General features: G+C 73.0%; 23 protein-coding genes. 8 read left to right on the forward strand and 15 right to left on the reverse strand.

Going from position 1 to position 24,517, the window contains the following annotated elements; all coding sequences use genetic code 11:
* Nucleotide 1: 1 nt before the first annotated feature.
* The 3 genes from ACBJ59_RS22010 to ACBJ59_RS22020 form a co-directional block, all read right to left on the reverse strand.
* Nucleotides 2-1,396, reverse strand: a complete 1,395-nt coding sequence (locus ACBJ59_RS22010; protein WP_375112094.1) for a family 2B encapsulin nanocompartment shell protein — start codon at nucleotides 1,394-1,396, stop codon at nucleotides 2-4.
* A 118-nt stretch (nucleotides 1,397-1,514) separates the two neighbouring features.
* Nucleotides 1,515-1,964, reverse strand: coding sequence for an oxidoreductase (locus tag ACBJ59_RS22015; RefSeq protein WP_375112095.1), 450 nt, complete (start codon nucleotides 1,962-1,964; stop codon nucleotides 1,515-1,517).
* 21 nt (nucleotides 1,965-1,985) lie between these two features.
* Complete coding sequence (locus tag ACBJ59_RS22020; RefSeq protein WP_375112096.1) at nucleotides 1,986-2,786, reverse strand: SDR family oxidoreductase; 801 nt, start codon at nucleotides 2,784-2,786, stop codon at nucleotides 1,986-1,988.
* Nucleotides 2,787-3,040: 254 nt separating this feature from the next.
* Here ACBJ59_RS22020 and ACBJ59_RS22025 point away from each other — a divergent pair, with 254 nt between their 5' ends.
* Both ACBJ59_RS22025 and ACBJ59_RS22030 read left to right on the forward strand, forming a co-directional pair.
* A complete protein-coding gene (locus tag ACBJ59_RS22025) occupies nucleotides 3,041-4,201 on the forward strand; it encodes a phosphatidylserine/phosphatidylglycerophosphate/cardiolipin synthase family protein (RefSeq protein ID WP_375112097.1) in 1,161 nt (386 codons plus the stop codon).
* A 191-nt stretch (nucleotides 4,202-4,392) separates the two neighbouring features.
* Nucleotides 4,393-5,325 (forward strand): LysR family transcriptional regulator, encoded by a 933-nt coding sequence (locus ACBJ59_RS22030; RefSeq protein ID WP_375112098.1) that lies wholly within the window; start codon nucleotides 4,393-4,395, stop codon nucleotides 5,323-5,325.
* A gap of 25 nt (nucleotides 5,326-5,350) precedes the next feature.
* Here ACBJ59_RS22030 and ACBJ59_RS22035 read toward each other — a convergent pair whose 3' ends face one another.
* The 5 genes from ACBJ59_RS22035 to ACBJ59_RS22055 form a co-directional block, all read right to left on the reverse strand.
* On the reverse strand, nucleotides 5,351-6,583 hold the full coding sequence (locus ACBJ59_RS22035) for an MFS transporter (protein WP_375112099.1): 1,233 nt from the start codon (nucleotides 6,581-6,583) through the stop codon (nucleotides 5,351-5,353).
* A gap of 124 nt (nucleotides 6,584-6,707) precedes the next feature.
* Nucleotides 6,708-7,475 (reverse strand): alpha/beta hydrolase, encoded by a 768-nt coding sequence (locus ACBJ59_RS22040; RefSeq protein ID WP_375112100.1) that lies wholly within the window; start codon nucleotides 7,473-7,475, stop codon nucleotides 6,708-6,710.
* A gap of 76 nt (nucleotides 7,476-7,551) precedes the next feature.
* Nucleotides 7,552-7,869: a DUF3817 domain-containing protein gene (locus tag ACBJ59_RS22045; protein ID WP_375112101.1), complete on the reverse strand. Its 318-nt coding sequence runs from the start codon at nucleotides 7,867-7,869 to the stop codon at nucleotides 7,552-7,554.
* A 38-nt stretch (nucleotides 7,870-7,907) separates the two neighbouring features.
* Nucleotides 7,908-8,474: a histidine phosphatase family protein gene (locus ACBJ59_RS22050; protein ID WP_375112102.1), complete on the reverse strand. Its 567-nt coding sequence runs from the start codon at nucleotides 8,472-8,474 to the stop codon at nucleotides 7,908-7,910.
* A gap of 157 nt (nucleotides 8,475-8,631) precedes the next feature.
* Nucleotides 8,632-9,366 (reverse strand): enoyl-CoA hydratase/isomerase family protein, encoded by a 735-nt coding sequence (locus ACBJ59_RS22055; protein ID WP_375112103.1) that lies wholly within the window; start codon nucleotides 9,364-9,366, stop codon nucleotides 8,632-8,634.
* A 97-nt stretch (nucleotides 9,367-9,463) separates the two neighbouring features.
* Here ACBJ59_RS22055 and ACBJ59_RS22060 point away from each other — a divergent pair, with 97 nt between their 5' ends.
* From ACBJ59_RS22060 to sigJ, 3 genes are all read left to right on the forward strand, one after another.
* Nucleotides 9,464-11,044, forward strand: coding sequence for an AMP-binding protein (locus ACBJ59_RS22060; protein WP_375112104.1), 1,581 nt, complete (start codon nucleotides 9,464-9,466; stop codon nucleotides 11,042-11,044).
* 57 nt (nucleotides 11,045-11,101) lie between these two features.
* Entirely contained in the window at nucleotides 11,102-12,490 is a 1,389-nt protein-coding gene (locus tag ACBJ59_RS22065) for an amino acid permease (protein ID WP_375112105.1), read from the forward strand.
* 96 nt (nucleotides 12,491-12,586) lie between these two features.
* Nucleotides 12,587-13,474 (forward strand): RNA polymerase sigma factor SigJ, encoded by an 888-nt coding sequence (gene sigJ / locus ACBJ59_RS22070; RefSeq protein WP_375112106.1) that lies wholly within the window; start codon nucleotides 12,587-12,589, stop codon nucleotides 13,472-13,474.
* 10 nt (nucleotides 13,475-13,484) lie between these two features.
* Here the strand turns inward: sigJ and ACBJ59_RS22075 are convergent, their stop codons facing one another.
* Nucleotides 13,485-14,063 (reverse strand): helix-turn-helix domain-containing protein, encoded by a 579-nt coding sequence (locus ACBJ59_RS22075; protein ID WP_375112107.1) that lies wholly within the window; start codon nucleotides 14,061-14,063, stop codon nucleotides 13,485-13,487.
* Nucleotides 14,064-14,158: 95 nt separating this feature from the next.
* Here ACBJ59_RS22075 and ACBJ59_RS22080 point away from each other — a divergent pair, with 95 nt between their 5' ends.
* On the forward strand, nucleotides 14,159-15,739 hold the full coding sequence (locus tag ACBJ59_RS22080) for an FAD-dependent oxidoreductase (RefSeq protein WP_375112108.1): 1,581 nt from the start codon (nucleotides 14,159-14,161) through the stop codon (nucleotides 15,737-15,739).
* A 14-nt stretch (nucleotides 15,740-15,753) separates the two neighbouring features.
* On the opposite strand, the gene manA is transcribed toward ACBJ59_RS22080, so the two are convergent.
* Nucleotides 15,754-16,959 (reverse strand): mannose-6-phosphate isomerase, class I, encoded by a 1,206-nt coding sequence (gene manA, locus ACBJ59_RS22085; RefSeq protein WP_375112109.1) that lies wholly within the window; start codon nucleotides 16,957-16,959, stop codon nucleotides 15,754-15,756.
* A 149-nt stretch (nucleotides 16,960-17,108) separates the two neighbouring features.
* Here manA and ACBJ59_RS22090 point away from each other — a divergent pair, with 149 nt between their 5' ends.
* Both ACBJ59_RS22090 and ACBJ59_RS22095 read left to right on the forward strand, forming a co-directional pair.
* The gene (locus tag ACBJ59_RS22090) at nucleotides 17,109-17,735 is read left to right on the forward strand and encodes a TetR/AcrR family transcriptional regulator (protein WP_375112110.1); all 627 of its coding nucleotides are present in this window, start codon (nucleotides 17,109-17,111) and stop codon (nucleotides 17,733-17,735) included.
* Between the two features lie 17 nt (nucleotides 17,736-17,752).
* Nucleotides 17,753-18,652 carry an ATP-binding cassette domain-containing protein gene (locus tag ACBJ59_RS22095; RefSeq protein ID WP_375112111.1) on the forward strand — a complete coding sequence of 300 codons (900 nt, stop codon included), beginning with the start codon at nucleotides 17,753-17,755 and terminating at the stop codon, nucleotides 18,650-18,652.
* 16 nt (nucleotides 18,653-18,668) lie between these two features.
* On the opposite strand, the gene ACBJ59_RS22100 is transcribed toward ACBJ59_RS22095, so the two are convergent.
* The 5 genes from ACBJ59_RS22100 to ACBJ59_RS22120 form a co-directional block, all read right to left on the reverse strand.
* Entirely contained in the window at nucleotides 18,669-19,892 is a 1,224-nt protein-coding gene (locus ACBJ59_RS22100) for a cytochrome P450 (RefSeq protein ID WP_375112112.1), read from the reverse strand.
* A 3-nt stretch (nucleotides 19,893-19,895) separates the two neighbouring features.
* Complete coding sequence (locus ACBJ59_RS22105) at nucleotides 19,896-21,014, reverse strand: NAD(P)/FAD-dependent oxidoreductase (RefSeq protein WP_375112113.1); 1,119 nt, start codon at nucleotides 21,012-21,014, stop codon at nucleotides 19,896-19,898.
* Nucleotides 21,015-21,022: 8 nt separating this feature from the next.
* Nucleotides 21,023-21,949, reverse strand: coding sequence for a hypothetical protein (locus tag ACBJ59_RS22110; RefSeq protein WP_364122420.1), 927 nt, complete (start codon nucleotides 21,947-21,949; stop codon nucleotides 21,023-21,025).
* A gap of 71 nt (nucleotides 21,950-22,020) precedes the next feature.
* Nucleotides 22,021-23,004 carry a hypothetical protein gene (locus tag ACBJ59_RS22115; RefSeq protein WP_375112114.1) on the reverse strand — a complete coding sequence of 328 codons (984 nt, stop codon included), beginning with the start codon at nucleotides 23,002-23,004 and terminating at the stop codon, nucleotides 22,021-22,023.
* 69 nt (nucleotides 23,005-23,073) lie between these two features.
* Nucleotides 23,074-24,501: an RICIN domain-containing protein gene (locus tag ACBJ59_RS22120; protein WP_375112115.1), complete on the reverse strand. Its 1,428-nt coding sequence runs from the start codon at nucleotides 24,499-24,501 to the stop codon at nucleotides 23,074-23,076.
* Nucleotides 24,502-24,517: the final 16 nt, after the last annotated feature.

Genomic DNA, 24,517 nt, shown 5'->3' on the forward strand with positions numbered 1-24,517 from the left:
GTCAGGAGCGCGGGGCGGCGACGTCGACGTCCTCCAGGATCCCGATCGCGTCGGGCACCAGGATCGCCACCGAGTAGTAGGCGCTGACCAGGTACGACATCACGGCCTGCGGGTTGATGCCCATGAACCGCACGTTGAGGCCGGGCTCGTACTCCTCCGGGATGCCCGTCTGGTGGAGGCCGACGACGCCCTGATCGTCCTCACCCGTACGGAGGGCCAGGATCGAGGTGGTGCGATCCTCCGAGACGGGGATCTTGCCGCAGGGGAAGATCGGGATGCCCCGCCAGGCCGGCACCTCGTGCCCGTTCACCTCGGTGCTGCCCACGACCAGGCCGCGCTTGTTGCACTCGCGGAAGAACGCCGCGATCGCCTTGGGGTGGGCCAGCAGCAGCCGCGTCTTGCGGCGCATGCTGATCAGCTCGTCGAGGTCGTCGGGGGTCGGCGGGCCGGACCAGGGGTAGATGCGCTGGCCGTAGTCGGTGTTGTGGAGCAGCCCGAACTCGCGGTTGTTGAGCAGCTCCCACTCCTCGCGCTCGCGCAGCTCGTGGATGGTCAGGCGGAGCTGCTGCTCGATCTGGCTCATCGGGTCGTTGTAGAGGTCGGCCACGCGGGTGTGGACGCGCAGGACGGTCTGGGCGACGCTGAGCTCGTATTCGCGCGGCTCCAGGTCGTAGTCCACGAACGTGCCGCCGATGGCCGGCTCACCGGAGTGCCCGGCCGCGATGTCCACCGCCGCCTCGCCGCGGCGGTTGACCGGCCTGCGCAGGGTGTCCAGGTAGCGGCCGATGTGCTCGCGCAGCGCGGGGGACTGCTCGGAGATCCGCTCGAACGCGTTGCGCGGCGACACCAGGATCGTGCAGGCGGTGGCGGTCCGGTAGGTGCACGGCCAGCGCGGGTCCTGCTCGCCGAACGCCTCGTCGCCGAACTGGTCGCCGTCGGCGATGACGCCGAGGAACTGGGGGTTGCCGTACCTGCCGGTGGCCAGGCGCTCGACGCGGCCGTGGGCGATGACGCAGGTCCCGTTGACGGGCCGGCCCGCCTCGGCGACGATCTCGCCCGGCCGCAGCTCGCGTGCGGTGAACGTGCCGGCGAGCGCCGCCAGCACCTCGGCGTCCGCGAAGCCGCGCAGCGCGGGGATCTCCGTCAGCGTCTCCGGGACGATCCGTACGTCGCCGGCCCCGTGACGCGCCACGCCGACGCGCCCCCGCCCGGGCCGGTGCGTCAGCCGGCGGTTGACCCGGTACGTCCCGCCCCGCACGTCGACCCAGGGCAGCATGCGCAGCAGCCAGCGGGAGGTGATGGCCTGCATCTGCGGGCGGGTCTTGGTGGTGGTGGCCAGGTTACGAGCGGCCCGGGTGTCCAGGCTCAGCCGGGATTCCGTCGGCTCCGCGGGCATCTTTCCTCCGGAGGTCGGCAGGCAGTCGCTACTAAAAGTAATCAAATGGATACTGTGCGTAGAGTCTCCTGGCAGACAGGAATCCTGGCGGCCCCGGAAGGGTGACCTACCCCTGCGGTTATACGTGGCCCTGCCAGGACCAGCGCGGCACGGGCAGCCCGGCGGGCACCTCGGCGTCACGCGGCGAGCAGGCCAGCACCTCCCGGACGGCCCACTCCATGTACGCGCGCAGGCCCGCCCGCAGCTCCGGGTCCGCGGGCAGCCCGGCGTCGTCGATCGCCCCCAGGAAACAGGCCAGGAAACGCTCGCCCAGGTCCTCCTCCATGCCGTTGCCCGCGTGCAGCTCCAGCATCCCGGAATGGCCGTCGGAGGCCCGCGAGTAGCGGTCGGGACCGCCGAACACCTCGCCCCAGTAGCCGGCCAGCCGCCGCACGTGGTCGGGACGCGTCCCCCGGGAGAACGGGTGGTTCAGCACGGGGTCGAGCAGGCAGCGCCGGTGGTGGGCGGCGGCGAGCGCCAGGAAGGCCGGCTCGCCGCCCGCGTACTCGTACATCGAGGGCCGGGTCATGCCCCCGACCCTGCCATCGGTCTAGATCGCGCGCCAGTCGCCGGTGCCGAGGGCGGAGGCGCCCTGCGGCCCCATCAGGGTCATGCCGCCGTCGACGAACACCGTCGCCCCCGTGACGTACGACGCCGTGGGCCCGGCGAGGAAGGCCACCACGGCGGCCACCTCGCGGGCGTCGCCCGGCCTGGGGATGGGGTTGCCGGGCCGGCTGCCCGTCTGCGGCGGCACGTCCTCCTGCCCGGTCATCGGGGTGGCGATCTCGCCCGGCGCCACCGTGTTGACGGTGATGCCGTGGTCGGCCAGCTCCAGCGCCAGGACCTGGCTGAGCAGGCGCAGCCCGCCCTTGGCCGCGCAGTACGGCCCCGAGCCCACCTTCGGGTACTCCTCGTGGACGCTGGTGACGTTCACCACGCGGCCGCCCCGGCCGGCCGCGACCATGCGCCGGGCCGCCCGCTGCGCGCACAGGAACGGGCCGTCGAGATCCACGGCCAGCACCGACCGCCAGCGCTCGTAGCCCATCTCCAGCAGCGGCTCGTGGCTGCCCGTGCCCGCGTTGTTGACCAGCACGCCGAGCCCGCCCAGCTCCTCGGCCAGCTCGTCCACCACGGCCGCGGCCCGTACGGGGTCGGTCAGGTCGTGCCCCCGGACCGCCGGAGCCCGGCCCAGCCCGCGGACGAGGCGAGCCGTCTCCTCCGCCCCCTCCTGATCGGTGTGGTACGTGATCCCGACGTCGAACCCCTGCTCGGCCAGCGCCACGGCGGTGGCCTTGCCGATGCCGGAGTCGGCCCCGGTGACGATCGCCACCCGGTCGTATCCGTCGTTCATGGTCCCCCTCGTGTGCCCGAGCTTCCCGTGCGCCGTCACCTGACCCCGGTGACCGATTGAAGCCGTCACCTTCCCCCGGTGACCGATTGAAACGGCGCCGTCACGGGTGCGGCCGGGGCCGGGTGATGTTCGCCGATCGTTCAGCGCGCCGTCGGCGAGACGTCATCGTGATCGCGGGCGCCTCCTTCACGATCTTTATCGGACCAGTCCATAACCACCGATCAAGGCTGGCCGCAACGTTCGAGGAGTGCCGCATGCCGAGCAAGTCCCTGTCCGCCCTGGCGGCGGGCGCCGTCCTGGCCACCGCCGCGATCGCCGGCACCGGTACGGCCGCCGCCCAGGCGTCCGCCTGCGCTGACGCACCCACCGCCCCCGTGGCGACCGGCGCGGTGTTCAGCGAGCCGGTGGGCGGGGATCCGGCCGCCATCGTGCGCACTCTCTGCGGCCTCGTCCGGCAGACGCCCGCCGGGGCGAGCATCCAGGTCGCGCACTTCGTCATGTCCGGCACGGCCGGCACCGAGTTCGCCGCCGCACTGATCGAGGCCCACCGGCGCGGCGTCAAGGTGCGCGTCGTGCTGGACGGCGACCAGCGGGGCGCGGCCGTGGCCGCCCAGCTCGCGGCCGGGCTCGGCACCGACGTCGCCGGCGACTCCTGGGTGCACGTGTGCACCGGGCCGATGTCGGGCGGCACCGCCGCCTGCGTCGGGAACAAGGGGCAGCACAACAAGTTCTACCTGTTCTCGCGGGCCGGGCGGGCCTCCGACGTGGTCGTGCAGTCGTCGGCCAACCTCACCGACCTGAACTCCACCACGTACTGGAACAACGCCGTCGTCCTGCCCGGCAACAGGCGCCTGTACGCCGCGTACGACGCCTACTTCGCCGACCTGGCCGCCGAGCGGAAGAACCTGGACTACTACCGCGTCGTCCAGACGCGCGGCGTGCGCGCGCACTTCTTCCCCAAGGCGAGCGGCGACCCGATCGTCGACCACCTGGACAAGGTCTCCTGCCAGGGCGGCACGACGATCAGGCTCGGCATGTCCGAGTGGGACACCTACCGGATCGCCATCGCCGAGCGGCTGCGCGACCTGGCGGGCGACGGCTGCGCGGTCCAGATCGTCTACGGGATCATGGACGACGAGGTGAAGGCCGTCCTGGCGGCGCAGCCTCGCCTCGAACTGCGCGCCCTGGGCTCCGGCAGCGCCCTGCCCGGCCGCGTCCACTCCAAATACCTGCTGATCGAGGGCTCCTACGACGGCGACCGCGACGCGCGCTGGGTCTTCACCGGCAGCCACAACTACAACGAGACGTCGCTGCGCCGCAACGACGAGACGCTGCTGCGGCTGAACGACCAGGACGTCTACCGGCAGTACGTGGCCAACTTCGACCGCATGCGCGCCGCCGCCACCGCCGCCTGAAAGGCGGTGGCCCGGAGGACGCCGGCCAGGACGATCCGGGCCACCGCCGCCATCAGCAGAACGCTTTTATGGCCGCCTTTTCAAACGTGCGGTCAATCATGACGGCCCGTCGCCTTACCGGATATTCCGGCGGCCGGGATTTCGACACGCTTTCCCGATTCGCGAAATGACCGGGCCATAAGATTGCCACCGTGTTCGACATCACCAAGCTGCGCGTGCTGGTCGCCGTCGCCGACCACGGGTCGATGACGCTGGCCGCCGCCGCGCTCTCCTACACGCAGCCCGCCGTCTCCCGGCACATCGCGCTGCTCGAACGGCAGGCGGGCCTGCCGCTGGTGCGGCGTACCGGGGCGGGCGTGGAGCTCACCCCCGCCGGGGAGCTGCTCACCGGGCACGCGCGGGCGGTGCTCGACCGGCTGGCCGTGGCGGCCGGGCAGCTCGCGGCGCTGCGCCCGGACGATCCCGGCCCCATCATGCTCGGCTCGTTCAGCAGCGCCAACGTCTCGCTCGTCCCCGAGGTCTTCCGCCGCTACCGCGGGGCCGGCCCCACCCGCGAGATGCCCGTGCCGCCGGTCATGCCGCCGGTCATGCTGCCCGTCACTGTGCCCGAGCAGCACGTGGACGACGTACGGTCGGGCCGGCTGCACCTGGCGCTGGTCACGCAGTGGGACGTGGACGGCCGCGACCTCGACGGGCTGGAGCTGGGGTTCCTCGTCGAGGACGAGCTGCTCGTGGCCCTGCCGCGCGGCCACCGCCTGGCCGGGCCCGGGCTCACGCTCGCCGACCTGGGCGGCGAGAGCTGGATCGAGGGCAGCCACCCCGACTGCCTGGGCCCCCTCGCCCGGCTCTTCCGGGAGAGCGCCGGCTACGAGCCCGCCGTGCGCTTCCACTGCGACGACTGGACGGGCAAGCAGGGGCTGGTCGCGGCCGGTGCCGGGATCACGCTGGTGCCGTCGCTGGCCAGGCGCGACGTGCGCGCCGACATCGTGCTCACCCGGCTGCACGACGTGGACCTGCGCCGGCGGCTCCACCTGGTGACCGCCGAGAGCGCGGAGCAGGTGCCGGGCCTGGCGGCACTCACGCGCCTGTTCGCCGAGGTGGCGGCCGAACACGTGCCCGGCTGAACGCCCTCCGCCGGTGTGGGGCCGCTCAGGGGATGTGCGGTTCGGGGGTTGCCGCGCGGGCGGTGGTTCCGGGGCGGATCAGCGCCACGGCGGCGGCCAGGACGGAGGCGGCCGCGCCGACGATCGCGCCGGGGCCCGGGGTGCCGGCCCGCTCGATGACGTAGCCGGTCAGGGAGGTGCCCGCCGCGAAGCCGATCCAGTTGGCCGAGACCAGCCAGCCGAACGCCTGCGTACGGGAGCCCTCGGCGGCGCGCTCGGCCACGATCTCGGACTCCATGGCGTCGGCCGGGCCGTTGGCGAAGCCGATGACGAACAGCGTGGCCATCGTGGCGACCAGGCCGAGGTCCAGGCCGAGCAGCAGGATGGAGGCGCCGTACAGGGTCAGGACGGTCGTGAGCTGGGCGGGCAGCGTTCCGGGGAGCCGCAGGCCGCCGTACAGGAAGCTGCTCAGCACGCCGCCGACGGCCATCAGGCCGAGCAGCAGGCCCGCGCTGGCGCCGATCTGCGTGGCGTGGGCGACGGCGGTCACGTTCACGGCGCCGATCCCGGCGGCGGCCAGCGCGACCGCGGCCAGGATGCCGGCCTGTCCCGCCGGCCACCCGAAACGGCGCCCGGACGGCTGCGGGGACTCGCCGGTCGGCACGGGAGAGCGCGCGTGGCCGGTGGCGCGGACGGCGGGGGCGGTGGCCAGCCACAGCGCCCCCACGGTCGAGACCACGGCCGTCGCCACCACGGCCGCCAGCGGGGACAGCACCGCGACCAGCGCGCCCACCAGCATGGGGCCCACGATGAAGACCCCCTCGGTCATCAGCCCGTTCAGCGCCAGCAGGGTCCTGCGGGCCTGCGCGCCCGTCACGTACGTGGTGAACACGGTGCCGGTGACCGCGCCGGACGGCGGGTTGACCGAGCCCACCAGGAACGCGGCGGCCACCAGCAGCGGCGGCTCGGGCAGGAGCAGCACGGCCGCGACGAAGGCGGCGAACGCCAGGAGCTGCAGCGCCACACCCGTGACGAGAGAGCGGCTGAGCCCGAGCCGGTCGGCCCGCCTGCCCCAGACGGGCGCGGCGATGGTGAGCGCGACCGCGTACGCCGCCGTGACCGCGCCCGCGCTCGCGTACCCGCCGCCGGCCTCGACGGCGGCCAGGAGGAGTGCCAGGCTGACCATCCCGGCCAGCAGGCGGCACAGGAACGCGGCGGCCACGACCCGGGCGATCCCGGGAATTCGCAGCGCCTCGCGATAACGGTTGAATGCCCCCATGAAATGACCGCCCTCTGTTCGCGGATCGCTTTTCCCCGATGCTGGCGAGCGGGTTCCGGCGCGGTCAAATAAGGGTTCCGCATGGCATCATGTGATTACCGCATAATGCCGTCTCGCGGCTTGCTCACCATCCCCGGCCGCGCAGGAAGGCGGCGCAGCGCCGGGTCCAGTCGCCGACGACGGGGTCCGTTTCGGCCAGCCCGAGCCCGTGCCGGCCGCTGGGATAGACGTGCACCTCCTGGAGCACGCCGTGGCGGGCGAGCGCCTGCGCGAGTCGCAGGGTGTTCTCGACGGGGACCGCCTCGTCGTCGGCGGTGTGCCACAGGAACGTGGGCGGCGTGGCGGGGCCGGCGCGGTGGGTGAGGGAGAGCCGGGCGCGTACGGACTCGGGCGCGTCCCCGCCGACCAGGTTCGCGGCGGATCCCTGGTGGGCGGCCGGGCCGGTGAGCGTGGTGACGGGATAGCAGAGCACGGCGAGCCCCGGGCGGGGGTCGGCCTCGTCGATCGCGTCGTGCGGCCCCTCCGTCAGCATCGGGCCCGTCTCGGTGGCGAGCAGCCCGGCCAGATGTCCGCCCGCCGAGAACCCGAGCACCCCGACCCTGGCCGGGTCCACGCCGTTGGCGGCGGCGTGGTGCCGTACCCAGCGCACGGCCCTGGCCGCGTCGAGGAGGGGGAGCGGATGGCGGTGCGGCGCGAGCCGGTAGTGCGCGACGAACGCCGCGATGCCCAGCGAGTTGAGCCACCGCGCCACCGGGGCGCCCTCGTGGCCGGCCAGGTGCTGGTAGGCGCCGCCGGGGAGGACCACGACGGCCGGGGCCGGGCGCTCGCTCCGTACGGGGAAGGCGGTGATGGTGGCCGCACCGGTCGTGGGCCACAGGGGGTGCTCGCTCATTCGGGCGCCTTTCGTCTCGTTCGACGACGGATGTTAGCGAGGGCGCCTATCCGGGCGAGCAGGGCGGGCGAGCGGGTCAGGCGAGCTGCCCGGCCGCCGTGCGCGCCGCCATCCGGCGTTCGAACCACAGCGAGGTGAACGGCGGCACCGCGCACGCCAGGCCGAGCACCACCGCGCCCCGGCTCCAGCCCGCCTCCCGCGCCGAGAGCAGCACCCCGGCCACGTAGAGCACGAACAGCGCCCCGTGGATCGGGCCGAACACCTTCACCCCGAGCTCGCCGGTGGCGGCCACGTATTTGAAGAACATCCCGACCAGCAGACCCGCCCACGAGCAAGCCTCGGCCACCGCCACGACCCGGAACCAGCGCAGCACGCTCCACCCTTTCCTCGACACCGCGCGTTACTCTACAGCCTGTAGAGGACACGGGTGTGTCACGCGGGCCGGCCGGGGCCCGTCCAGCCGTCCGGCAGGTGGAAGGTCCAGCCCGGCCGCCAGTCGAACGGCGCGTCGACCAGGTCGCCGAGCGGCACGCCGTGCAGGAGGTGCTGGAGGGCCCAGCGGTTGGCCGAATGCGCGATCAGCAGCACCTTCCCGCCGTCCCACGTGGCCGCGAGCTCGGTGAGGAAGTCGCTCGTCTGCCTCACCACGTCCTGGTAGCTCTGACCGCCGGGCCAGGGCTCGTCGATGTGCCGGCCGCGGCGCGCCTCCAGGAGGCTCACGGGCATGCCGTCGAGCTCGCCGTAGTGGCACTCGCGCAGCCGCCGGTCGCGCAGGAGAGGGATGCCCGAGCCGCCGAAGGCGATCTCCGCGGTCTGTACGGCGCGGCGCAGGTCGGAGCTGAAGACGGCGGCCAGACCGTCGTGGCGGCGGCGCTCGCCGAGCTCCGCGGCGAGCGCGCGGCCCCGCTCCGACAGCTCGCCGGGCAGCCAGCCGCTCGCGATGCCGGACTCGTTGTGGTCGCTGATCGAATGCGTCTCGTAAACGATCTCCACCGCCATCGGCTCTCCTGGGTCGTCGGATCTTCCGGTCCGGTCGCGTCTCAGGCTGTCGCCGGGGAACGCGGGACGGACGTCCCCCGGATCCGGCCGGGGGTGGGGGCAAAGCGGGGCAGGGCGGGCCCAGCGGCGCACGGCTGGCTCAGCGGCGCGGGCGGGCTCAGCGGCGCAGGGAGGCGAGGTAGCCGCGCAGGGTCGCGAACGTGCGCTCGGAGCTCCAGATCTCCCGCACCAGCGGATCGTCCGAGGCCCGCGCGGCGTCGATGCGCTCGCGGGCGGGCCGGTGGAGCTGGTGCTTGGCGAGGGCGTACACGTCGGGCGGCGTGGCGCGGAGTCCCTCCGCGTGCCGCAGCGCCGCGGCGAGCAGCAGGCCGGGCTCGGCGATCTCGTGCACCAGGCCGATCGAGCGGGCCTGGCCGGGAGTCAGCCGCCCGGCCCCGAGCACCAGCGCGTCCAGCGCCGGGCCGACGGCGTGGCGCATGATCTCCAGCGGCACCGTGGGGAAGGGCACGCCAGCGGCCAGTTCGGTGAGGCCGATGGTGCCGCCCGACATCAGCCGCAGGTCGCAGGCCGCCGCCAGCACGCACCCGCCCGCCAGGGCGTGCCCGTTCACGGCGGCGACGACGGGCTTCGGATGCTCGAACAGGGCCAGCGCCGCGACGCTCAGCGCCGGCAGGAACTCCTCGACATAGCGCGGCCCGCCCTCGACGATCCGCTTCAGGTCCACGCCGGCCGAGAACGACCGCCCGCTGCCGGTCAGCACGACGGCGCCGGCGTCGGCGACGGCGGCCAGGGTGTCGGGGACGGCGGTGAGAAGCTCCAGGTCCAGCGCGTTCACCGGCCCGTGGTTCAGGGTCAGGACGGCGATGCCGTCGTGGTCGGCCGTCTCGATCATCCGGCAAGCCTTCCGTACGCGCCTCTGGCTCGAACGCCCTGTCACGCACCAATATGGCCTGAAGGTGATCCACCACGATAGGGGTGATGAACCGCACATGAGTGCGAACCACGTACACCAGCTGCCCGGCCTGTCGTACGAGCCCCTGACGCCCACGAGCTTCCTCGCCCGGTCGGCGGCCGTGTTCGGGCCCCGGCTCGCGGTCGTGGACGGCGAGCTGTCGCTCACGTACGCCGAGCTGTGGGAGCGCGCGCGGCGGCTGGCCGGCGCGCTGGCCGCGGCCGGGGTGCGGCCGGGGGACCGGGTCGCGGTGCTGGCCGCCAACGGGCACCTGCTGCTGGAGGCCACCTTCGGCGTGCCGGCGGCCGGCGCGGTGCTGGTGCCGATGAACATCCGCCTGTCCGCCGGCGAGCTGGCCTACATCCTCGGCCACGCCGAGGTGTCGGTGCTGCTGCACGACGACGACCTGGCCGAGCTCGCCCAGGAGGCGGCGCGCGGGAGCGGGGCCGCGCCGCGGCTGGTGCCCGCCACCGGGTACGAGGCGCTGGTGGCCGCCGCCGAGCCGCTGCTGGTGACGGTGGCGGACGAGCTGTCGCCGCTGTCGATCAACTACACGAGCGGCACGACGGGACGCCCCAAGGGAGTCGTCTACCACCACCGGGGCGCCTACCTCCAGGCGCTGGCCATGGCGCTGCACACCAGGCTGGAGGCCGCGAGCAGCTACCTGTGGACGCTGCCGATGTTCCACTGCCACGGGTGGTGCTTCCCCTGGGCGGTGACGCTGGCCGGCGCCCGGCACGTCTGCCTGCCCAGGGTGGAGCCCGGCGAGGCGTGGCGGCTGATCCGCGCCCACCGCGTCACCCACCTGTGCGGCGCGCCGACCGTGCTGACGTCGTTGCTGGCCCATCGCGACGCCCCCACCGCCGCCCTCGACCCGCGGCTGCTCGCCTGCGTGGGCGGCGCGCCGCCGAGCCCCGCGCTGCTGGGCCGGGCCCTGCAGGCCGGGATCGACGTGATCCACCTGTACGGGCTCACCGAGACCTACGGCCCCGCCGTGATCTGCCAGCCCCAGCCCGAGTGGCGCGGCCTGGACGTCGAGGAGTCGGCCGCCCTGACGGCCCGCCAGGGCGTGGGCAACGTGATCGCCCAGCGGATCCGGGTCGTCGCCGAGGACGGCGGCGACGTGCCGGCCGACGCCGCCACGGTCGGCGAGATCGCGGTACGCGGCAACGACGTGATGGTGGGCTACCACCGCGACCCGGCCGCCACGGAGAAGGCCGCCCCCGACGGCTGGTTCCGCACCGGCGACCTGGGGGTGGTGCACCCGGACGGCTACGTGCAGGTCGTCGACCGCGCCAAGGACGTGATCATCTCCGGCGGCGAGAACATCGCCTCGGTCGAGGTGGAGAACGCGCTGGTCAGCCATCCGGCCGTGGAGGAGGCCGCGGTCGTCGCCCGGCCGCACCCGCACTGGGGCGAGGAGCCCGTCGCGTACGTGAGCCTGGCCGCCGGCTCGGCCGCCACCGAGACCGAGCTCATCGAGCACGTACGCGCCCGGCTGGCGCACTTCAAGGCGCCCAAGGCGGTGTTCTTCGGGGAGCTGCCGAAGACCTCGACCGGGAAGATCCAGAAGAACGTGCTCCGGGAAAGGGCCGCCTCACCTGGGCATCCGGGTTAGGAGGCGGCCAGGAGGGAAGGTCGCACCCACGGAGTAGACATCGGCAGTGGGGGCGTCATGGTCACTTCGCGAGGCGTGTTCAGGCGCAAGCCGGTGGAGCAGATCGCCACCGAGCACGAGGGCGAGCTGTCCAGGTCGCTCGGGCTGTGGCAGCTCACCGCCATCGGGGTGGGCGGCATCATCGGGGCGGGGATCTTCGCCCTGGCGGGCGCGGTCGCCAACGAGACCGCCGGGCCGGCGGTGCTCGTGTCGTTCCTCATCGCCGGGGTGGCCAGCGCCGCCGCGGCGCTGTCGTACGCCGAGTTCGCCGGCCTCATCCCGAAGGCCGGCTCCGCCTACACCTACGGCTACGCGGTCCTGGGCGAGATCGTCGGCTGGTTCATCGGGTGGGACCTGCTGCTGGAGTACACCGCGATCGTCGCGGTGGTGGCCATCGGCATCTCCGGCTATTTCGGCTTCCTCGTCCAGCAGCTCGGCCTGACGCTGCCCGCGTGGATGCTCGGCGCGCCCGGCACCGGCGAGGGGCGCGTGGTCGACCTGTTCGCGGTGGTGCTCTGCCTGATCATCGCCTACCTGCTGAACCTCGGCATCCGGGCCGCCGCCAGGTTCGAGACGTTCGTGGTGGCCATCAAGGTCGCGGTCGTGCTGCTGGTGATCGTGGTCGGCTTCTTCCACATCAACACCGCCAACTACACGCCGTTCTTCCCGTTCGGGCTCGGCGGGGCGATCACGGGCGCGGCGACGGTGTTCTTCGCGGTGTTCGGCTACGACGCGATGAGCACCGCGGCGGAGGAGTCGCGGGACGCGCAGCGGCACATGCCCAGGGCGATCATCTACTCGCTGGTCATCTCCATGATCCTTTACGTGCTGGCCACGCTCGTCCTCACCGGCATGCAGAACTACCGGGAGATCGACCCGGAGAGCGGCTTCTCCTCGGCCTTCGCCTCGGTGGGGCTGTCGGGGCTGGCGACGGTCATCGCGGTGGGGGCCATCGTGGGGATCCTCACCGTCATGTTCACGTTCATGCTGGGCGTCACCCGGGTCTGGTTCTCCATGAGCCGTGACGGGCTGCTGCCGGCGTGGTTCGCCAAGCTGCACCCGGTGCGGCGGGTGCCCTCGCGGGTCACCTGGATCGTGGGCGCCGCGTCGGCGCTGATCGCCGGGTTCCTGCCTATCCGGGAGGCGGCCGAGCTGACGAACATCGGGATCCTGCTGGCGTTCGTGGTCGTGTGCGTAGCGGTGATCGTGCTGCGCTACCAGCAGCCCGACCTGCCCCGCTCGTTCCGCACGCCCTGGATGCCGGTGGTCCCGGCCGTCGGGGTGGTCTTCTCGATCTGGCTGATCACCTTCCTCGACCCGGTGACGTGGTTGCGCTTCGCCGTCTGGTTCCTGATCGGGCTGGTCGTCTACTTCGCCTACTCCAAGCGGCACTCAGCGCTGGAGTGAACGGCCTCTCGTCGGCCCGTCACGTCGTCCCGTCACATCGGCTCGCCCGGATACGTCAGTGCAGTGATGGACTGCGACAATCAGGGTTGGGGCACGATGAACGAACACGATTTCCTGGCCGGCCGCTTCGAGGAGCACCGGGGACACCTGAAGGCGGTGGCCTACCGGATGCTGGGCTCGCTCAGCGAGGCCGAGGACGCGGTGCAGGAGGCGTGGCTGCGGCTCAGCCGGGCCGACGCCGACGGCGTGGACAACCTGGGCGGCTGGCTCACCACGGTCGTCGGCCGGGTGTGCCTCGACATGCTGCGCACCCGCACCTCCCGCCGCGAGGAGCCGCTGGCCACGCACCTGCCCGACCCCGTGGTCACCCGTGAAGGCGCCGCCGACCCGGAGCAGGCGGCGCTGGTGGCCGACTCGGTGGGGCTGGCGCTGCTGGTGGTGCTGGAGTCGCTCACGCCGACCGAGCGGCTGGCGTTCGTGCTGCACGACATGTTCGCGGTGCCGTTCGAGGAGATCGCGCCGCTCGTGGGCCGCTCACCGGCCGCTGCCAGGCAGCTCGCCAGCCGGGCCCGGCGGCGGGTGCGCGGCGCGGCGCCGGTGCCCGACCCCGACCTGTCCCGGCAGCGGAAGGTCGTCGAGGCGTTCATCGCGGCCGCGCACCAGGGCGACTTCGGCGCGCTGGTGGCCGTGCTCGACCCCGACGTGGTGCTGCGCGCCGACCAGGGCGCGGTGCTCGCGGGCGGCTGGACCGAGATCCGCGGCGCGGCGAACGTGGCCGGCCAGGCGCTGGCCTTCCGCAGCCAGTCGCCGTCCACCGGCTATCACGCGCTGGTCAACGGCATGGCCGGGGTGATCAACATGGTGAACGGCAAGCCGTCGGCGGTCATGAGCTTCACGATCTCCAACGGGCTCATCGTGGCCATCGACATCCTGGCCGACCCGGAGCGCCTGGCCCGGCTCGACCTGACCGACCTCACCGGCTGAGGCCCCAGGGTCACTTGGCGGCGGGGCGGGCGCGTACGTGCATGCGCTCGCCCTGCGGCCCGAACAGGGCCAGCACCTCGCAGGGCTCGTCGTCCGGGTTGATGAACGCGTGCGGCGTCCGCGTGTCGAACTCGGCCACCTCGCTCGCCTCCAGGAACACCTCGTGCTTGCCGAGCAGCAGGCGCAGCCGGCCCGACAGCACGTACAGCCATTCGTAGCCCTCGTGGACCTGCTGCTCCGGTTCGTAGCCCGGCCAGTGCGGCGGGTAGATCTGCTTGAACGCCTGCATGCCGCCGGGCCGGCGGCTCAGCGGGATGTAGGTCATGCCGAAGCGCTTGGTCGGCCTCATGTGCACGCGCGGGTCGCCGGTCACGGGGGCGTCGATCAGCTCGTCGAGCTGGACCTGGTGGGCCCTGGCCAGCAGGAGCAGCAGCTCCAGGGTGGGCTTGCGCCCGCCCGACTCCAGCCGCGACAGGGTGCTGACCGAGATGCCGGTGCTCTTGGAGAGCTGCGCCAGCGTCGTGCCCCGCTCCTGCCGCAGCGCCCGCAGCCGCGGGCCCACCGATTGCAGCACGTCATCGAGTTCCATGCGCCCTAGATTGCCATTTCGGCAAGGAAATTTGTCAAATTGTCGGGCTGTCGCCGACAGTGACGCGGTACCTGACGAAGGATGGGAGCCGCGACATGGACGCGACATACGACGTGGTGGTGATCGGTGGCGGGGCCGCCGGGCTGAGCGGGGCGCTCACGCTGGGCCGGGCACGGCGCAAGGTGCTGGTGGTCGACTCGGGGCAGCCGCGCAACGCGCCGGCGGAGGGTGTCCACGTCTACCTCGGGCGCGAGGGCGTGCCGCCGCAGGAGCTGCTGGCCACCGGCCGCGCGGAGGTGGCCGCGTACGGCGGGCAGATCGTGACGGGCACCGTCACGGAGGTGGAGCGGCTCGCCGACGGGCGCTTCCGAGTCGTCCTGGCGGACGGCTCCGCGACCGAGGCGGACCGGCTGCTGGTGACCACCGGGCTGGTCGACGAGCTGCCGCCGGTGCGGGGGCTGGCCGAGCGGTGGGGCCGGGAGGTGCTGCACTGCCCGTACTGCCACGGCTGGGAGGTACGCGACCAGGCCATCGGCATCCTGGCCACCGGCGCGATCGCCGCGCACCAGGCCCTGATGTGGCGGCAGTGGAGCGACGACGTGACGCTCTTCCTGCACACCGCGCCCGAACCCGCGGAGGAGACGCGCAGGCAGCTCGCCGCCAGGGGCGTGAAAGTGGTCACGGGCGAGGTGACCGAGCTCGTGCTGGACGGCGACCGGCTCACCGGCATGCGGCTGGCCGACGGCCGGGAGATCCCCTGCCGGGCCGTCGCCGTGGCCGCCCGCCTGACCGCCCGGACGGAGATGCTCAAGGGCATCGGCCTGGAGCCGGCCGATCAGGAGATGGGCGGCGAGGTCATCGGCACCCACATCCCCGTGGACCCCATGGGGAAGACCGGCGTGCCGGGCGTGTGGGCGGCGGGCAACGTGACCAACCCGTTCGACCAGGTCATCGGCTCGGCGGCGGCGGGCGTGCGGGCCGGCGCGGCCATCAACCTCGACCTGATCATGCAGGAGGCCGCCGTGGCCGCCGCGGGGGCCGCCGCTGCCGACGGGCCGGTCTCCGAGGAGGACTTCTGGGACGCCCGCTACGGGCAGCGCGAGCGCATGTTCAGCGGCGACCCCAACGCCGTGCTCGCCCGCGAGGTCTCCGCCCTGCCGCCGGGACGGGCGCTGGACCTGGGCTGCGGAGAGGGCGGCGACGCGGTCTGGCTGGCCGCCCGGGGCTGGCGGGTGACCGGCGCCGACATCTCCGGCGTCGCCCTCGGCCGGGCCGCCCGGCTCGCCGAGGAGGCGGGCGTGGCGGACCGGATCGACTGGCAGCGGCACGACCTCGGCGTGTCGTTCCCCGAGGGCTCCTACGACCTCGTCTCCGCCTGCTTCCTGCACTCTCCGGGGGACATGCCGCGCGAGAAGATCCTGCGCACCGCCGCGTCGGCCGTCGCGCCGGGCGGGGTGCTGCTGGTCGCGGGGCACGCGGGCTGGCCGTCGTGGGAGCACGACCCCATGCCCGGCGTGCACTTCCCGACGCCGCAGGAGGTGTTCGACTCGCTGGAGCCGGCGGAGGGGGAGTGGGAGGTGCTGCGCAGCGAGGAGCACGAGCGCGCCCAGAACGCGCCCGACGGGCGGCCGGGCACCCGCACGGACAACGTGCTCATGATCCGGCGCCTGCGGTAGGGCCTCGAACAGATCTACATTGTAAAGGCGCCCGGCCGGGCGCAATAGGCGGTGCCCTTCCCCAAGAGCGGCGTCGAGGCGACGGCCGCGGGGATGAACGCGGACTGCCCCGGTCGCAGCGTCAGGTCGTCCCCGAGGTGCGCCTCGCCGTCGACGCAGAGCACGATCTGCGGCACGCCGCCGGGCAGCGAGCGCGGGCCCTCCCCGGTCAGCTCGTGGCGGGTGAGGGCGAACTCGGGGGCGGGCGGCCGGTAGTCGTACGTGCCGGAGCCGTCCGCGACCGGCTCGACCAGGAACGGGTCGGACGGCGCGAAGTCCACGACGCGCATGAGCTCGGGCACGTCCACGTGCTTGGAGGTGAGCCCGCAGCGCAGCACGTTGTCGGAGTTGGCCATGATCTCGACGCCGATGCCGCCGAGGTAGGCGTGCGGGACGCCGGCGCCGAGGTAGAGGGCCTGGCCGGGGCGCAGGTTGACGTGGTGCAGCAGGAGGGCGGCCACCAGGCCGGGGTCGCCCGGGTAGGCGCGGGCGATGGCGCCGTGGACGGCGAGGTCGTCGTCGGAGGTGGCGAGCAGGGCCCGCTCCACCTCCTCGCGCAGGGGCCGCGCGGCGTCGTCGAGCATCGCGGCGAACACCGTGCGGACAGCGTGCGCGGGCTCCTCCGTCCTGAGCGTGCCGATCCAGGGCCGCAGGCCGGGCAGCGCGAGCCGGTCGAGCAGGTCCGCGGTGGCGGCGGGCGCGCGGAAGCCGCAGAGCCCGTGGAAGGGGGTGATCGCGCAGACCATCTCGGGCTTGTGGGAGGCGTCCTTGTACGTACGGGCGAAGTCGTCCAGCGGGATCCCGCGGGCCGTCTCGTCGGCGTATCCGGCCTCGGCCTGCTCGGTCGTGGGATGCACCTGGAGGGAGAGCGGGCGCTCGATGGCCAGGACCTTGAACAGGTAGGGGAGCTGGGGGCCGAACCGGGCGGCGACGGGCTCGCCGAGGGTGGCGGCGGGGTCGCGGGCGATGAGCTCGTTCAGCGGGATGCCGCCGGCGGTCGAGGGGGCGCCGGGGTGGGCGCCCATCCAGAGTTCGGCCTGCGGTTCCCCGGTCGGCTCCGTGCCGAACAGCCGGGGCAGTGCGGTGACCGAGCCCCAGTCGTAGGGGCGGATGGTGGTGGCCAGGCGCATGGGCGCGGCGGCCGCCGGCCGGGTGGCCGGTGACAGGTCGGGCTGTGGCACGGCGTTGGCTCCAATCGTCGTCCCTGGAGCGTAGAACGCGGCGGGCGCGTGCGCGTAGCCGGGGCGTCAGGTTGGACATCGTGCTATACGCAGGTATAGCCTGCTTTTCGTACGAATAGTTGGCTATACGGATGAACAGGAGGGGTGAGGTGACGACGACCGTACCGGATCCCGAGGACCTGACGGCTCGTGCCCGGATCCGTGACGCGGCGCTGCGGCACTTCGGCGAGCACGGCTTCGAGCGGGCCACGATCCGCGGGATCGCGGAGACCGCGGGCGTGTCGCTGGGCCTGGTGCGCCACCATTTCGGCTCCAAGCAGGCGTTGCGCGAGGCGTGCGACGAATACCTGATGAAGACGATGCACGGGTTGCACGAGGCGGCCGCGACCCGGTCGATGGGCGGCGGCCTCAACCCCGTCACCGCGATGGGGCCCTACCAGCGTTACCTGGCACGGGCGCTGGCGGAGGGGTGGGCGGCGCCGTTCTTCGACGAGATGGTGCGGATCGGCGAGCAGTGGCTGACCGAGACGGACAAGAGCCGGCCGGAGCCCCCCGACGTCGACGCGCGGTCGCGCGCCGCGGTGTTCGCCGCGATGGCGCTGTCGCCGTCGGTCCTGGCGCAGCACATCGAGCGGAGCCTGGGCATGGGGCTGGACACCCCGGAGGGCCAGGACAAGCTGCTTCGGGTGCTGCTGGACGTCTACTCCCACCCCGTGCTGAGCCTGGAGGAGGCCGCCGAGGCCCGGGCCGCCCTCGACCGGGGGCGGAACTCATGAACTGGAGGAGCACCACCATGATCGACGCCATCACCGTCTCCGGGCTGACGAAGTCGTTCGGGCGGACCAGGGCGCTGGACGGGCTGGACCTCACCGTGCGCGCGGGCGAGGTGCACGGCTTCCTCGGCCCGAACGGCGCCGGCAAGAGCACCACCGTCCGGGTCCTGCTGGGCCTGGTGCGGGCCGACGCGGGCAGCGCGCGGCTGCTGGGCGGCGACCCGTGGACGCAGGCGAGCGAGTTGCACGGCCGCCTGGCCTACGTTCCCGGCGACGTGACGCTGTGGCCCGACCTGTCCGGCGGCGAGGCCATCGACCTGCTCGGGCGGCTGCGCGGCGGCCTGGACCGGCGGCGCAGGGCCGAGCTGCTGGAGCGGTTCGACCTGGACCCGCGCAAGAAGGGGCGGGCCTACTCCAAGGGCAACCGGCAGAAGGTGGCGCTGGTCGCGGCGCTGGCCTCCGACGTGGAGCTGCTGATCCTGGACGAGCCGACCTCCGGCCTCGACCCGCTGATGGAGGAGGTGTTCAGCGACTGCGTCAGGGAGGAGCGGCGCCGCGGCGACCGTACGGTGCTGCTGTCGAGCCACATCCTGGCCGAGGTCGAGGCCCTGTGCGACCGGGTGACCATTATCCGTGACGGCCGGACGGTGGAGACGGGCACGCTGGCCGAGCTGCGGCACCTGACCCGCACCTCGATCGAGGCCGAGCTGGCCGCACCCGTGCCCGCCGCCCGGCTGGCGGACCTGCCGGGCGTGCACGACCTGAGCGCGGACGGCGGGCGGGTGCGGTTCACGGTGGACACGGCGGCCCTGGACCCGGTGCTGCGCCGGCTCGCGGACGCGGGCGTGCGCGGCCTGGTCAGCCGGCCGCCGACGCTGGAGGAGCTGTTCCTGCGCCACTACGAGCGCAGCGCCGGCTGACGGCGGCTGACGGCGGTTAACGGGGCGACGAGCGCGGGCCGAGCAGGACGGGCATCTTACGGGTGCTGTTGCCCAGCAGGGTGTCCAGCGGCGGCAGCTCCTCCAGCGGCCTGGCCAGCCTCATGTCCGGGAACGCCTCGAACAGCGCCCGCAGCGCGATCTCGCCCTCCAGCCGGGCCAGCGGCGCGCCGAGGCAGAAGTGCGGCCCGTGGCCGAACGCCAGGTGCGTGTTCTGCTCGCGGGTGAGGTCGAATCGGTCGGCGTCGTCGCCGTACTGGCCGGGGTCGCGCCCGGCGGAGGCGAAGCAGGCCAGCACGGGCTCGCCGCTGGAAAGGTGCACGCCGTCGATCTCGACGTCGCGTACGGCGTAGCGCATCGGGAAGTACGCGATCGGCGAGTCCCAGCGCAGCGTCTCCTCCACCGCCGCGCTGTAGGGACACTGCCCCGAACGCAGCAGGTCGAGCTGGCCCGGCTGGCTGAGCAGCGCGCCGATGCCGTTGGTGATCAGGTTGACGGTCGTCACGTGGCCGGCGATGAACAGCAGCTCGATGGTGGCGAACAGCTCGTCCTCCGACAGCCGCCCGCCGTCCCGCTCGTGCAGCTCGAACAGGTCGGTGATGAGGTCCTCGCCGGGGCTCCCGCGGCGCTCGTCGATGATCTGGTCGAGCAGCTCGCGCAGCTCCTTGCGCAGGTCGGGCGAGTCCTCCAGGCCGCCGACCTGGGCCACGGCGTCGGTGAGGCGGTGCAGCTCGTCCTGGTGGGCGGGCGGGATGCCGATCAGCTCGGAGATGACCTCGCGCGGCAGCGGGTAGGCGAACTCCAGGCGCAGGTCCACCGGCTCGCCGGGCGGCATCGCGGCCAGCCGGTCGATCAGCCGGGCGGTGAGCTCCTCGATGCGCGGGCGCAGGCCGTTCAGCCGGCGCTGCGAGAACGCGGCGGTCAGCGGCATGCGGAGCCGGCGGTGGCGCTCACCCTCGGCGTTGAGCATGGACGTGTCGGTGACGATGCGGTCGATGGCCGTGCCCGGGGGCATGGTGTGCCGCGCGTTCCAGTGGTGCAGCTCCCTGGACATGTCCGGATGGGTCAGGACGGTCAGCAGGGTCGCGTACTGGGTGGCGGCCCAGGCGGACACGCCCTCCGCGGTCACGGGCACGAGCGCGCCGGCCTTGCGCAGCAGCTCGTTGTCGGCGTGCAGGTCGCTGGTGGCCGGGTCGATGACGAAGCGGTTGTCGTCGGTCATGGTTCATCCCGTCCGTCGTGGGCTGAGTGCCAGCGCGGTCACGTCCATGCCGGGGTCCTGGTCGAGGTAGAGGTCGCGGACCAGCTCGCCGGCGGCGGGCGCGTTGCACAGGCCGTGGCCGGAGAAGCCGGTCGCGTACAGGAAGGCGGGCGGTCCGGGCTGGTGGCCGATGAAGGCGGTCTTGTCGGGGCTGGCGTCGCGCAGGCCGGTCACGGCGGTGTGCAGCGCGACGCCGGCCAGGCTCGGGTACGTCTCGGCGAGCCGTTGCGCCACGTCGCGGCGCCAGGACTCGCGGTCGGGACCCGGGTAGCCCATGCCGATGAGCAGCCGGTCGCCGCGCAGCCGGATCAGCAGGCCGCTGGCGGCGTGCAGGGTGACCGGGATGTCGGGCGTGGCCGGCGGCAACGGGTCGGTCGTGAGCAGCTCCTGCTCGATCGGCTCGGTCAGCGGCAGGTCCACGCCGGCGCAGCGGACGAGCGAGGCCGACCAGGCTCCGGCGGCGCACACGATGGCGTCGGCGGAGATCTCCCCGTCGGCGGTCTGGACGCGACCGGCCTCCGGGTCGATGGCGGTGACGGGGCAGCCGGTGCGCAGCGCCGCCCCCGCCTGCTCGGCCGCGCGGGCGTAGGCGGTGACGATGGCCGAGGTGTCGGAGATGTAGGCGTCGGGCGAGTACGCGGCCGCCAGCAGCGGGAGGTCGCCGATGAGCGGGTTGCGCTCCCTGGCCTCCTCGGCGCTGATGAGGCCGACGTCCACCCCGGCGGCGTGCTGGGCGGACAGGTCGGCCTCGAACGCGGCCACCTGCTCCGGCTCGGTGAACAGCACCAGGTAGCCGACCTGCCGCAGCGGCAGCTCGGTGCCCGGCCTGCTGGGAAAGGCCCGGTAGGCGTCGAGGCTGCGCACGGCCAGGGCCGAGCTGACCGGGTTGCCGGCGAAGTACGAGCGCACCACGTCGGCGGTGGCGCGGGAGGCGCCGGAGCCGAGCGTGCCGCGCTCCAGCAGGGTCACGTCGACCCCGGCCTCGGCCAGGTGGAAGGCGATCGACAGCCCGATGACGCCGCCGCCGATCACCACCACCCTGGAACCGGTCGCGGCCCCGCTCGTACCGCTGCTGCTGCTCATACTGCTGCTCATACTGGGACCTGCAGCCTGCGCAGGTGCTCGCCCGCCTGCCACGGGAACAGGTGCAGGTTCCAGCCGCCGAGGCAGTTGCAGTAGAGCGCCATGTGGGCCATGATCGCGATGAAGTCCTGGTGGCTGTTGAGCCGCTCCAGCCCCGACAGCAGCCGCTGGGTGAAGTCCCACAGCCGGTCCAGCCCGCAGTAGCCGAGGAACTCGGCGGGAGTGTGGGCGAGCTGCCGGGTCATCTGGCGCAGCCACGGCATGGGCATGCCGTCCAGGGCGGCGCGGACGAGGCCGCCGTAGCAGCTGTAGCCGAGCGGGCGGGTCTCGCCGTTGACGAACAGCAGCGTGGTCAGCACCGTCTCGTAGCTGCCGGCGCCCGAGGGGATGCGGCCCTCGTGCAGGTTGAGCAGCTCCTGCGGCGGGTCGAGCCAGATGCGCTTGGTCTCGGCGTGCACCTCGGCGACGAGCTGGTTGAGCTCGGGGTCGCCGATGGGCAGGCGGGGCAGCTCGTGGCCGCCGGTCTCGCCGGCGCGGCGGACCTCGGCGATGACGGGCTGCTTGGTGGTGTAGACGGAGTTCCACACCTCGCGGCCGGCCTGGGTGAGCGCGTCGAGGTCCTCCTCGAGGACCTGGCCGATCGGGGTCGCGGTCATGGGCTCGGTCAGCTCGCCGTACTTGATGCCGAGGTGCTGCAGCCGGGAGCAGAACAGGGTGCCGTCGGGCACCGTGCGGCGGTCCACCTTGAACTGGGCGTCGGTGTGCAGCAACGAGTGCACCGGGGCGACGTGGTACAGGTGGTACCCGGCGACCAGGGCGTGTCCTTGCAGGCTGCGGTAGGGCAGCGCGTCCCACAGGCACTGGGCCAGGGCGGGGTTGCGCTGGTCGAGTTCGGCGGCCACGGTGATGTCGAGTTCGGGCCAGGCTATTTCCACACGCTTAGTATCGTTCACGGTACGTCACTCTATAAGTACGCACAGTGGTGATCGTCATGGGGGCGCGCTGTTTACCGGGACATGACCTCACCGGGGCCGGAGGCTGCCAGGGCGGGCTCTTCGCCCCAGATGGAGGATTCGTCCACGTACGGCCGGATCAGCGCGCTGAGCTCGGGGTCGGCCCGCCCGTTCGGCTCGTCGGAGGCGATCTTCCTGGCCACCCCGGCCAGCACGTCGGCGACCTGCACCCGCTCGTCCAGGAACGAGTCGACCAGCCGCAGCCCGGCCATGCGGCCGCCGAGGATCTCCCGCATCTGCGCCACGCGCTCGTCGGTCAGCGTGGTCTGCCTGTCGTGCACGACCGAGACGGGCCCGCCGCCCGCGCCCCAGGAGGTGACGGCCTGGACGATGGCGGGGATGAGCGGGTCGAGCGCGGGGAAGACGTACGGGTCGGACAGCAGCCGCGCCCGGAAGGTCGCCACCCGCGGCCGGGCCCGCCACAGCGACTCCATGATCTCGCCCGCCGGCCCGCCGACCCCGCGCAGCTCGTCGACCAGGCCGAACGTCTCCTCGACCGACGTGGTGACCCCCTGGCCGTTCTTGGCCCGCAGCAGGTAGTTGAAGGAGTCGAGGAAGGCCGCCCACCGCTCGGCGCCGAACGCCCGCGGGCCCTCCCGGCAGAGCGTGACGGCGGTGGCCCTGGCGTGCGGGTCGAGCCCGATGCGCGGCGCGTGGTCCTCCTCCAGCAGGCCGGCGATCTTGCCGGCGACGTAGAAGGTCTTGTCGGTGAGGAACACCCGCACGTTGCCGAGCACGGGGCCGTGCGGCCCGAGCAGCCACAGCAGCGCCGCCCGGTGCTTGCCGCGCAGGACGTGGCCCGCGCAGTATTCGCCGGCCGGGGTGGGCGCCCGCTCGCGCAGCTCGCCGATGCAGTCGGCCGCGGCCGCGGCGGTCATCAGCACGCTGGCGTGGGCGAAGACGTCGGTGTTGCCGCCGACGAGCTTCTCGCCCTCCGCGCCGGACTCGTCGCAGGCGATCTCACGGAGTTCCGACACGCTAGCGAATCTAGCCGGGGCCCGGCCCGCCCGCGAGGTAATTTCCCCCGGTACGGGCGGGCCGGCGCGCTACAGCGGGGTCCGGGTGAACTGCTGGTTCTGCCCGGCGTTGCACGGATACTGCTTGAACTGCACGTCGTTGGCGGTGGACGAGCTGGGCAGGTCCGCGCACTTGCCCGAGTGCCTGGCCACCAGCCGCAGGTAGCCGCCGCCGGCGTCCTGCAGGGTCCACTGCTGGTTGGTGCCCGTGCCGCAGCCGTACTGCTGCAGCCCGGCGCCGTCGGCTGTGCTGACGCCGTCGACGTCCAGGCACCTGCCGGAGTGGCGGGCGACGATCTGCACGTAGCCGCCGCTGATCGACTGGATCCGCCACTGCTGGTTGGTGCCGCTCCCGCAGGTGTACTGGATGACGGCGGCCAGGTTGGCGGTGGAGCCGTTGCGCACGTCGGCGCACTTGCCCGAGTGCCGCACGGTCAGCCGGTCGTAGCCGGAGCCGGTCGCGGTGATCGTGCCGGCGGCGGCGTCGACGGTGAGCTGGCGCGCGTACGACAGGCTCATGGCCGTGTTGCCGGTGAACTGGATCGGCAGCCACACGTAGCGCGAGTCGTTGACCGGCCCGCCCCACGCCCCGGCCCACCGGTCGCCCAGGTACAGGTACGACGTGCCGGAGGTGCCCTGCACCGGCAGCACGTACGCCGGCTGGGAGCCGAACGTCAGCGAGTCGCCGGCGTTCTGCCACGCGCTCCAGGTGCCGGTGATGCTGGTGGCGGTGGCGTACTTGGCCTGGTTGGGCTGCCAGCCGGTGGCGCCGGAGGTGAGCAGGAAGTACACGCCGTTGCGCTTGAACATCGACGGCGCCTCGCGGTGGTCGCCGTCCCACATGCGCGCCAGCGTGGCCACGTCGGTGTAGTCGGAGCTGAGCCGGTAGACGTGCAGGTCGTAGTTCTCGTCGGCGGCCGAGATCATGTAGCCGGTGCCGTCGGTGTCGACGAACGCGGTGATGTCGCGCGACATGTGGCCGAGCGGCCGGAAGCTGCGCAGGTAGGTGTAGGCGCCGTCCACGGTGTTCGACACGGCCACGGCCGCCCGCGCCTCGCCGTAGTCGCGGCCGTTCTCCTTGTGCATCCACATGACGAACTGGCCGGTGGCGGCGTTGTGGATGACCTTGGGCCGCTCGATGTTGGCGACCTGCAGCTCGGCGGCGCTGGACTGGGTCAGCACGTGGTTGCGGAACTCCCAGGTGCGCAGGTCGGAGGAGCGGTAGGCGGAGACGTAGCGGAAGGTGCCGTCGGCGTTGCGGTTCTCCCCGAACCAGTAGTAGTACGAGCCGACCTTGAGCACGCCGCCGCCGTGGGCGTGCAGCAGGTTGCCCGAGGTGTCGGTGAACTGGGCGCCGACCGGCACTGTGACGGGGGCCGCCGCCGCCCGCGCGGGCAGGGCGGGCAGGAGCGCGAGGAAGAGCGCGGCCAGGAGGCATAAGGCGCGCGTGCGGGACATGGGGGGTGCTCCTCTC

It is taken from the genome of Nonomuraea sp. MTCD27 (assembly GCF_041950495.1).
Lineage (GTDB): Bacteria > Actinomycetota > Actinomycetes > Streptosporangiales > Streptosporangiaceae > Nonomuraea.

Excerpts from the sequence above, each read along its gene's own strand:
- ACBJ59_RS22010 (WP_375112094.1), bottom strand. The coding sequence starts at position 1,396 with ATGCCCGCGGAGCCGACGGAATCCCGGCTGAGCCTGGACACCCGGGCC.
- ACBJ59_RS22015 (WP_375112095.1), bottom strand. The coding sequence starts at position 1,964 with ATGACCCGGCCCTCGATGTACGAGTACGCGGGCGGCGAGCCGGCCTTC.
- ACBJ59_RS22020 (WP_375112096.1), bottom strand. The coding sequence starts at position 2,786 with ATGAACGACGGATACGACCGGGTGGCGATCGTCACCGGGGCCGACTCC.
- ACBJ59_RS22025 (WP_375112097.1), top strand. The coding sequence starts at position 3,041 with ATGCCGAGCAAGTCCCTGTCCGCCCTGGCGGCGGGCGCCGTCCTGGCC.
- ACBJ59_RS22035 (WP_375112099.1), bottom strand. The coding sequence starts at position 6,583 with ATGGGGGCATTCAACCGTTATCGCGAGGCGCTGCGAATTCCCGGGATC.
- ACBJ59_RS22040 (WP_375112100.1), bottom strand. The coding sequence starts at position 7,475 with ATGAGCGAGCACCCCCTGTGGCCCACGACCGGTGCGGCCACCATCACC.
- ACBJ59_RS22050 (WP_375112102.1), bottom strand. The coding sequence starts at position 8,474 with ATGGCGGTGGAGATCGTTTACGAGACGCATTCGATCAGCGACCACAAC.
- ACBJ59_RS22055 (WP_375112103.1), bottom strand. The coding sequence starts at position 9,366 with ATGATCGAGACGGCCGACCACGACGGCATCGCCGTCCTGACCCTGAAC.
- ACBJ59_RS22060 (WP_375112104.1), top strand. The coding sequence starts at position 9,464 with ATGAGTGCGAACCACGTACACCAGCTGCCCGGCCTGTCGTACGAGCCC.
- ACBJ59_RS22065 (WP_375112105.1), top strand. The coding sequence starts at position 11,102 with ATGGTCACTTCGCGAGGCGTGTTCAGGCGCAAGCCGGTGGAGCAGATC.
- sigJ (WP_375112106.1), top strand. The coding sequence starts at position 12,587 with ATGAACGAACACGATTTCCTGGCCGGCCGCTTCGAGGAGCACCGGGGA.
- ACBJ59_RS22075 (WP_375112107.1), bottom strand. The coding sequence starts at position 14,063 with ATGGAACTCGATGACGTGCTGCAATCGGTGGGCCCGCGGCTGCGGGCG.
- ACBJ59_RS22080 (WP_375112108.1), top strand. The coding sequence starts at position 14,159 with ATGGACGCGACATACGACGTGGTGGTGATCGGTGGCGGGGCCGCCGGG.
- ACBJ59_RS22095 (WP_375112111.1), top strand. The coding sequence starts at position 17,753 with ATGATCGACGCCATCACCGTCTCCGGGCTGACGAAGTCGTTCGGGCGG.
- ACBJ59_RS22100 (WP_375112112.1), bottom strand. The coding sequence starts at position 19,892 with ATGACCGACGACAACCGCTTCGTCATCGACCCGGCCACCAGCGACCTG.
- ACBJ59_RS22105 (WP_375112113.1), bottom strand. The coding sequence starts at position 21,014 with ATGAGCAGCAGCAGCGGTACGAGCGGGGCCGCGACCGGTTCCAGGGTG.
- ACBJ59_RS22120 (WP_375112115.1), bottom strand. The coding sequence starts at position 24,501 with ATGTCCCGCACGCGCGCCTTATGCCTCCTGGCCGCGCTCTTCCTCGCG.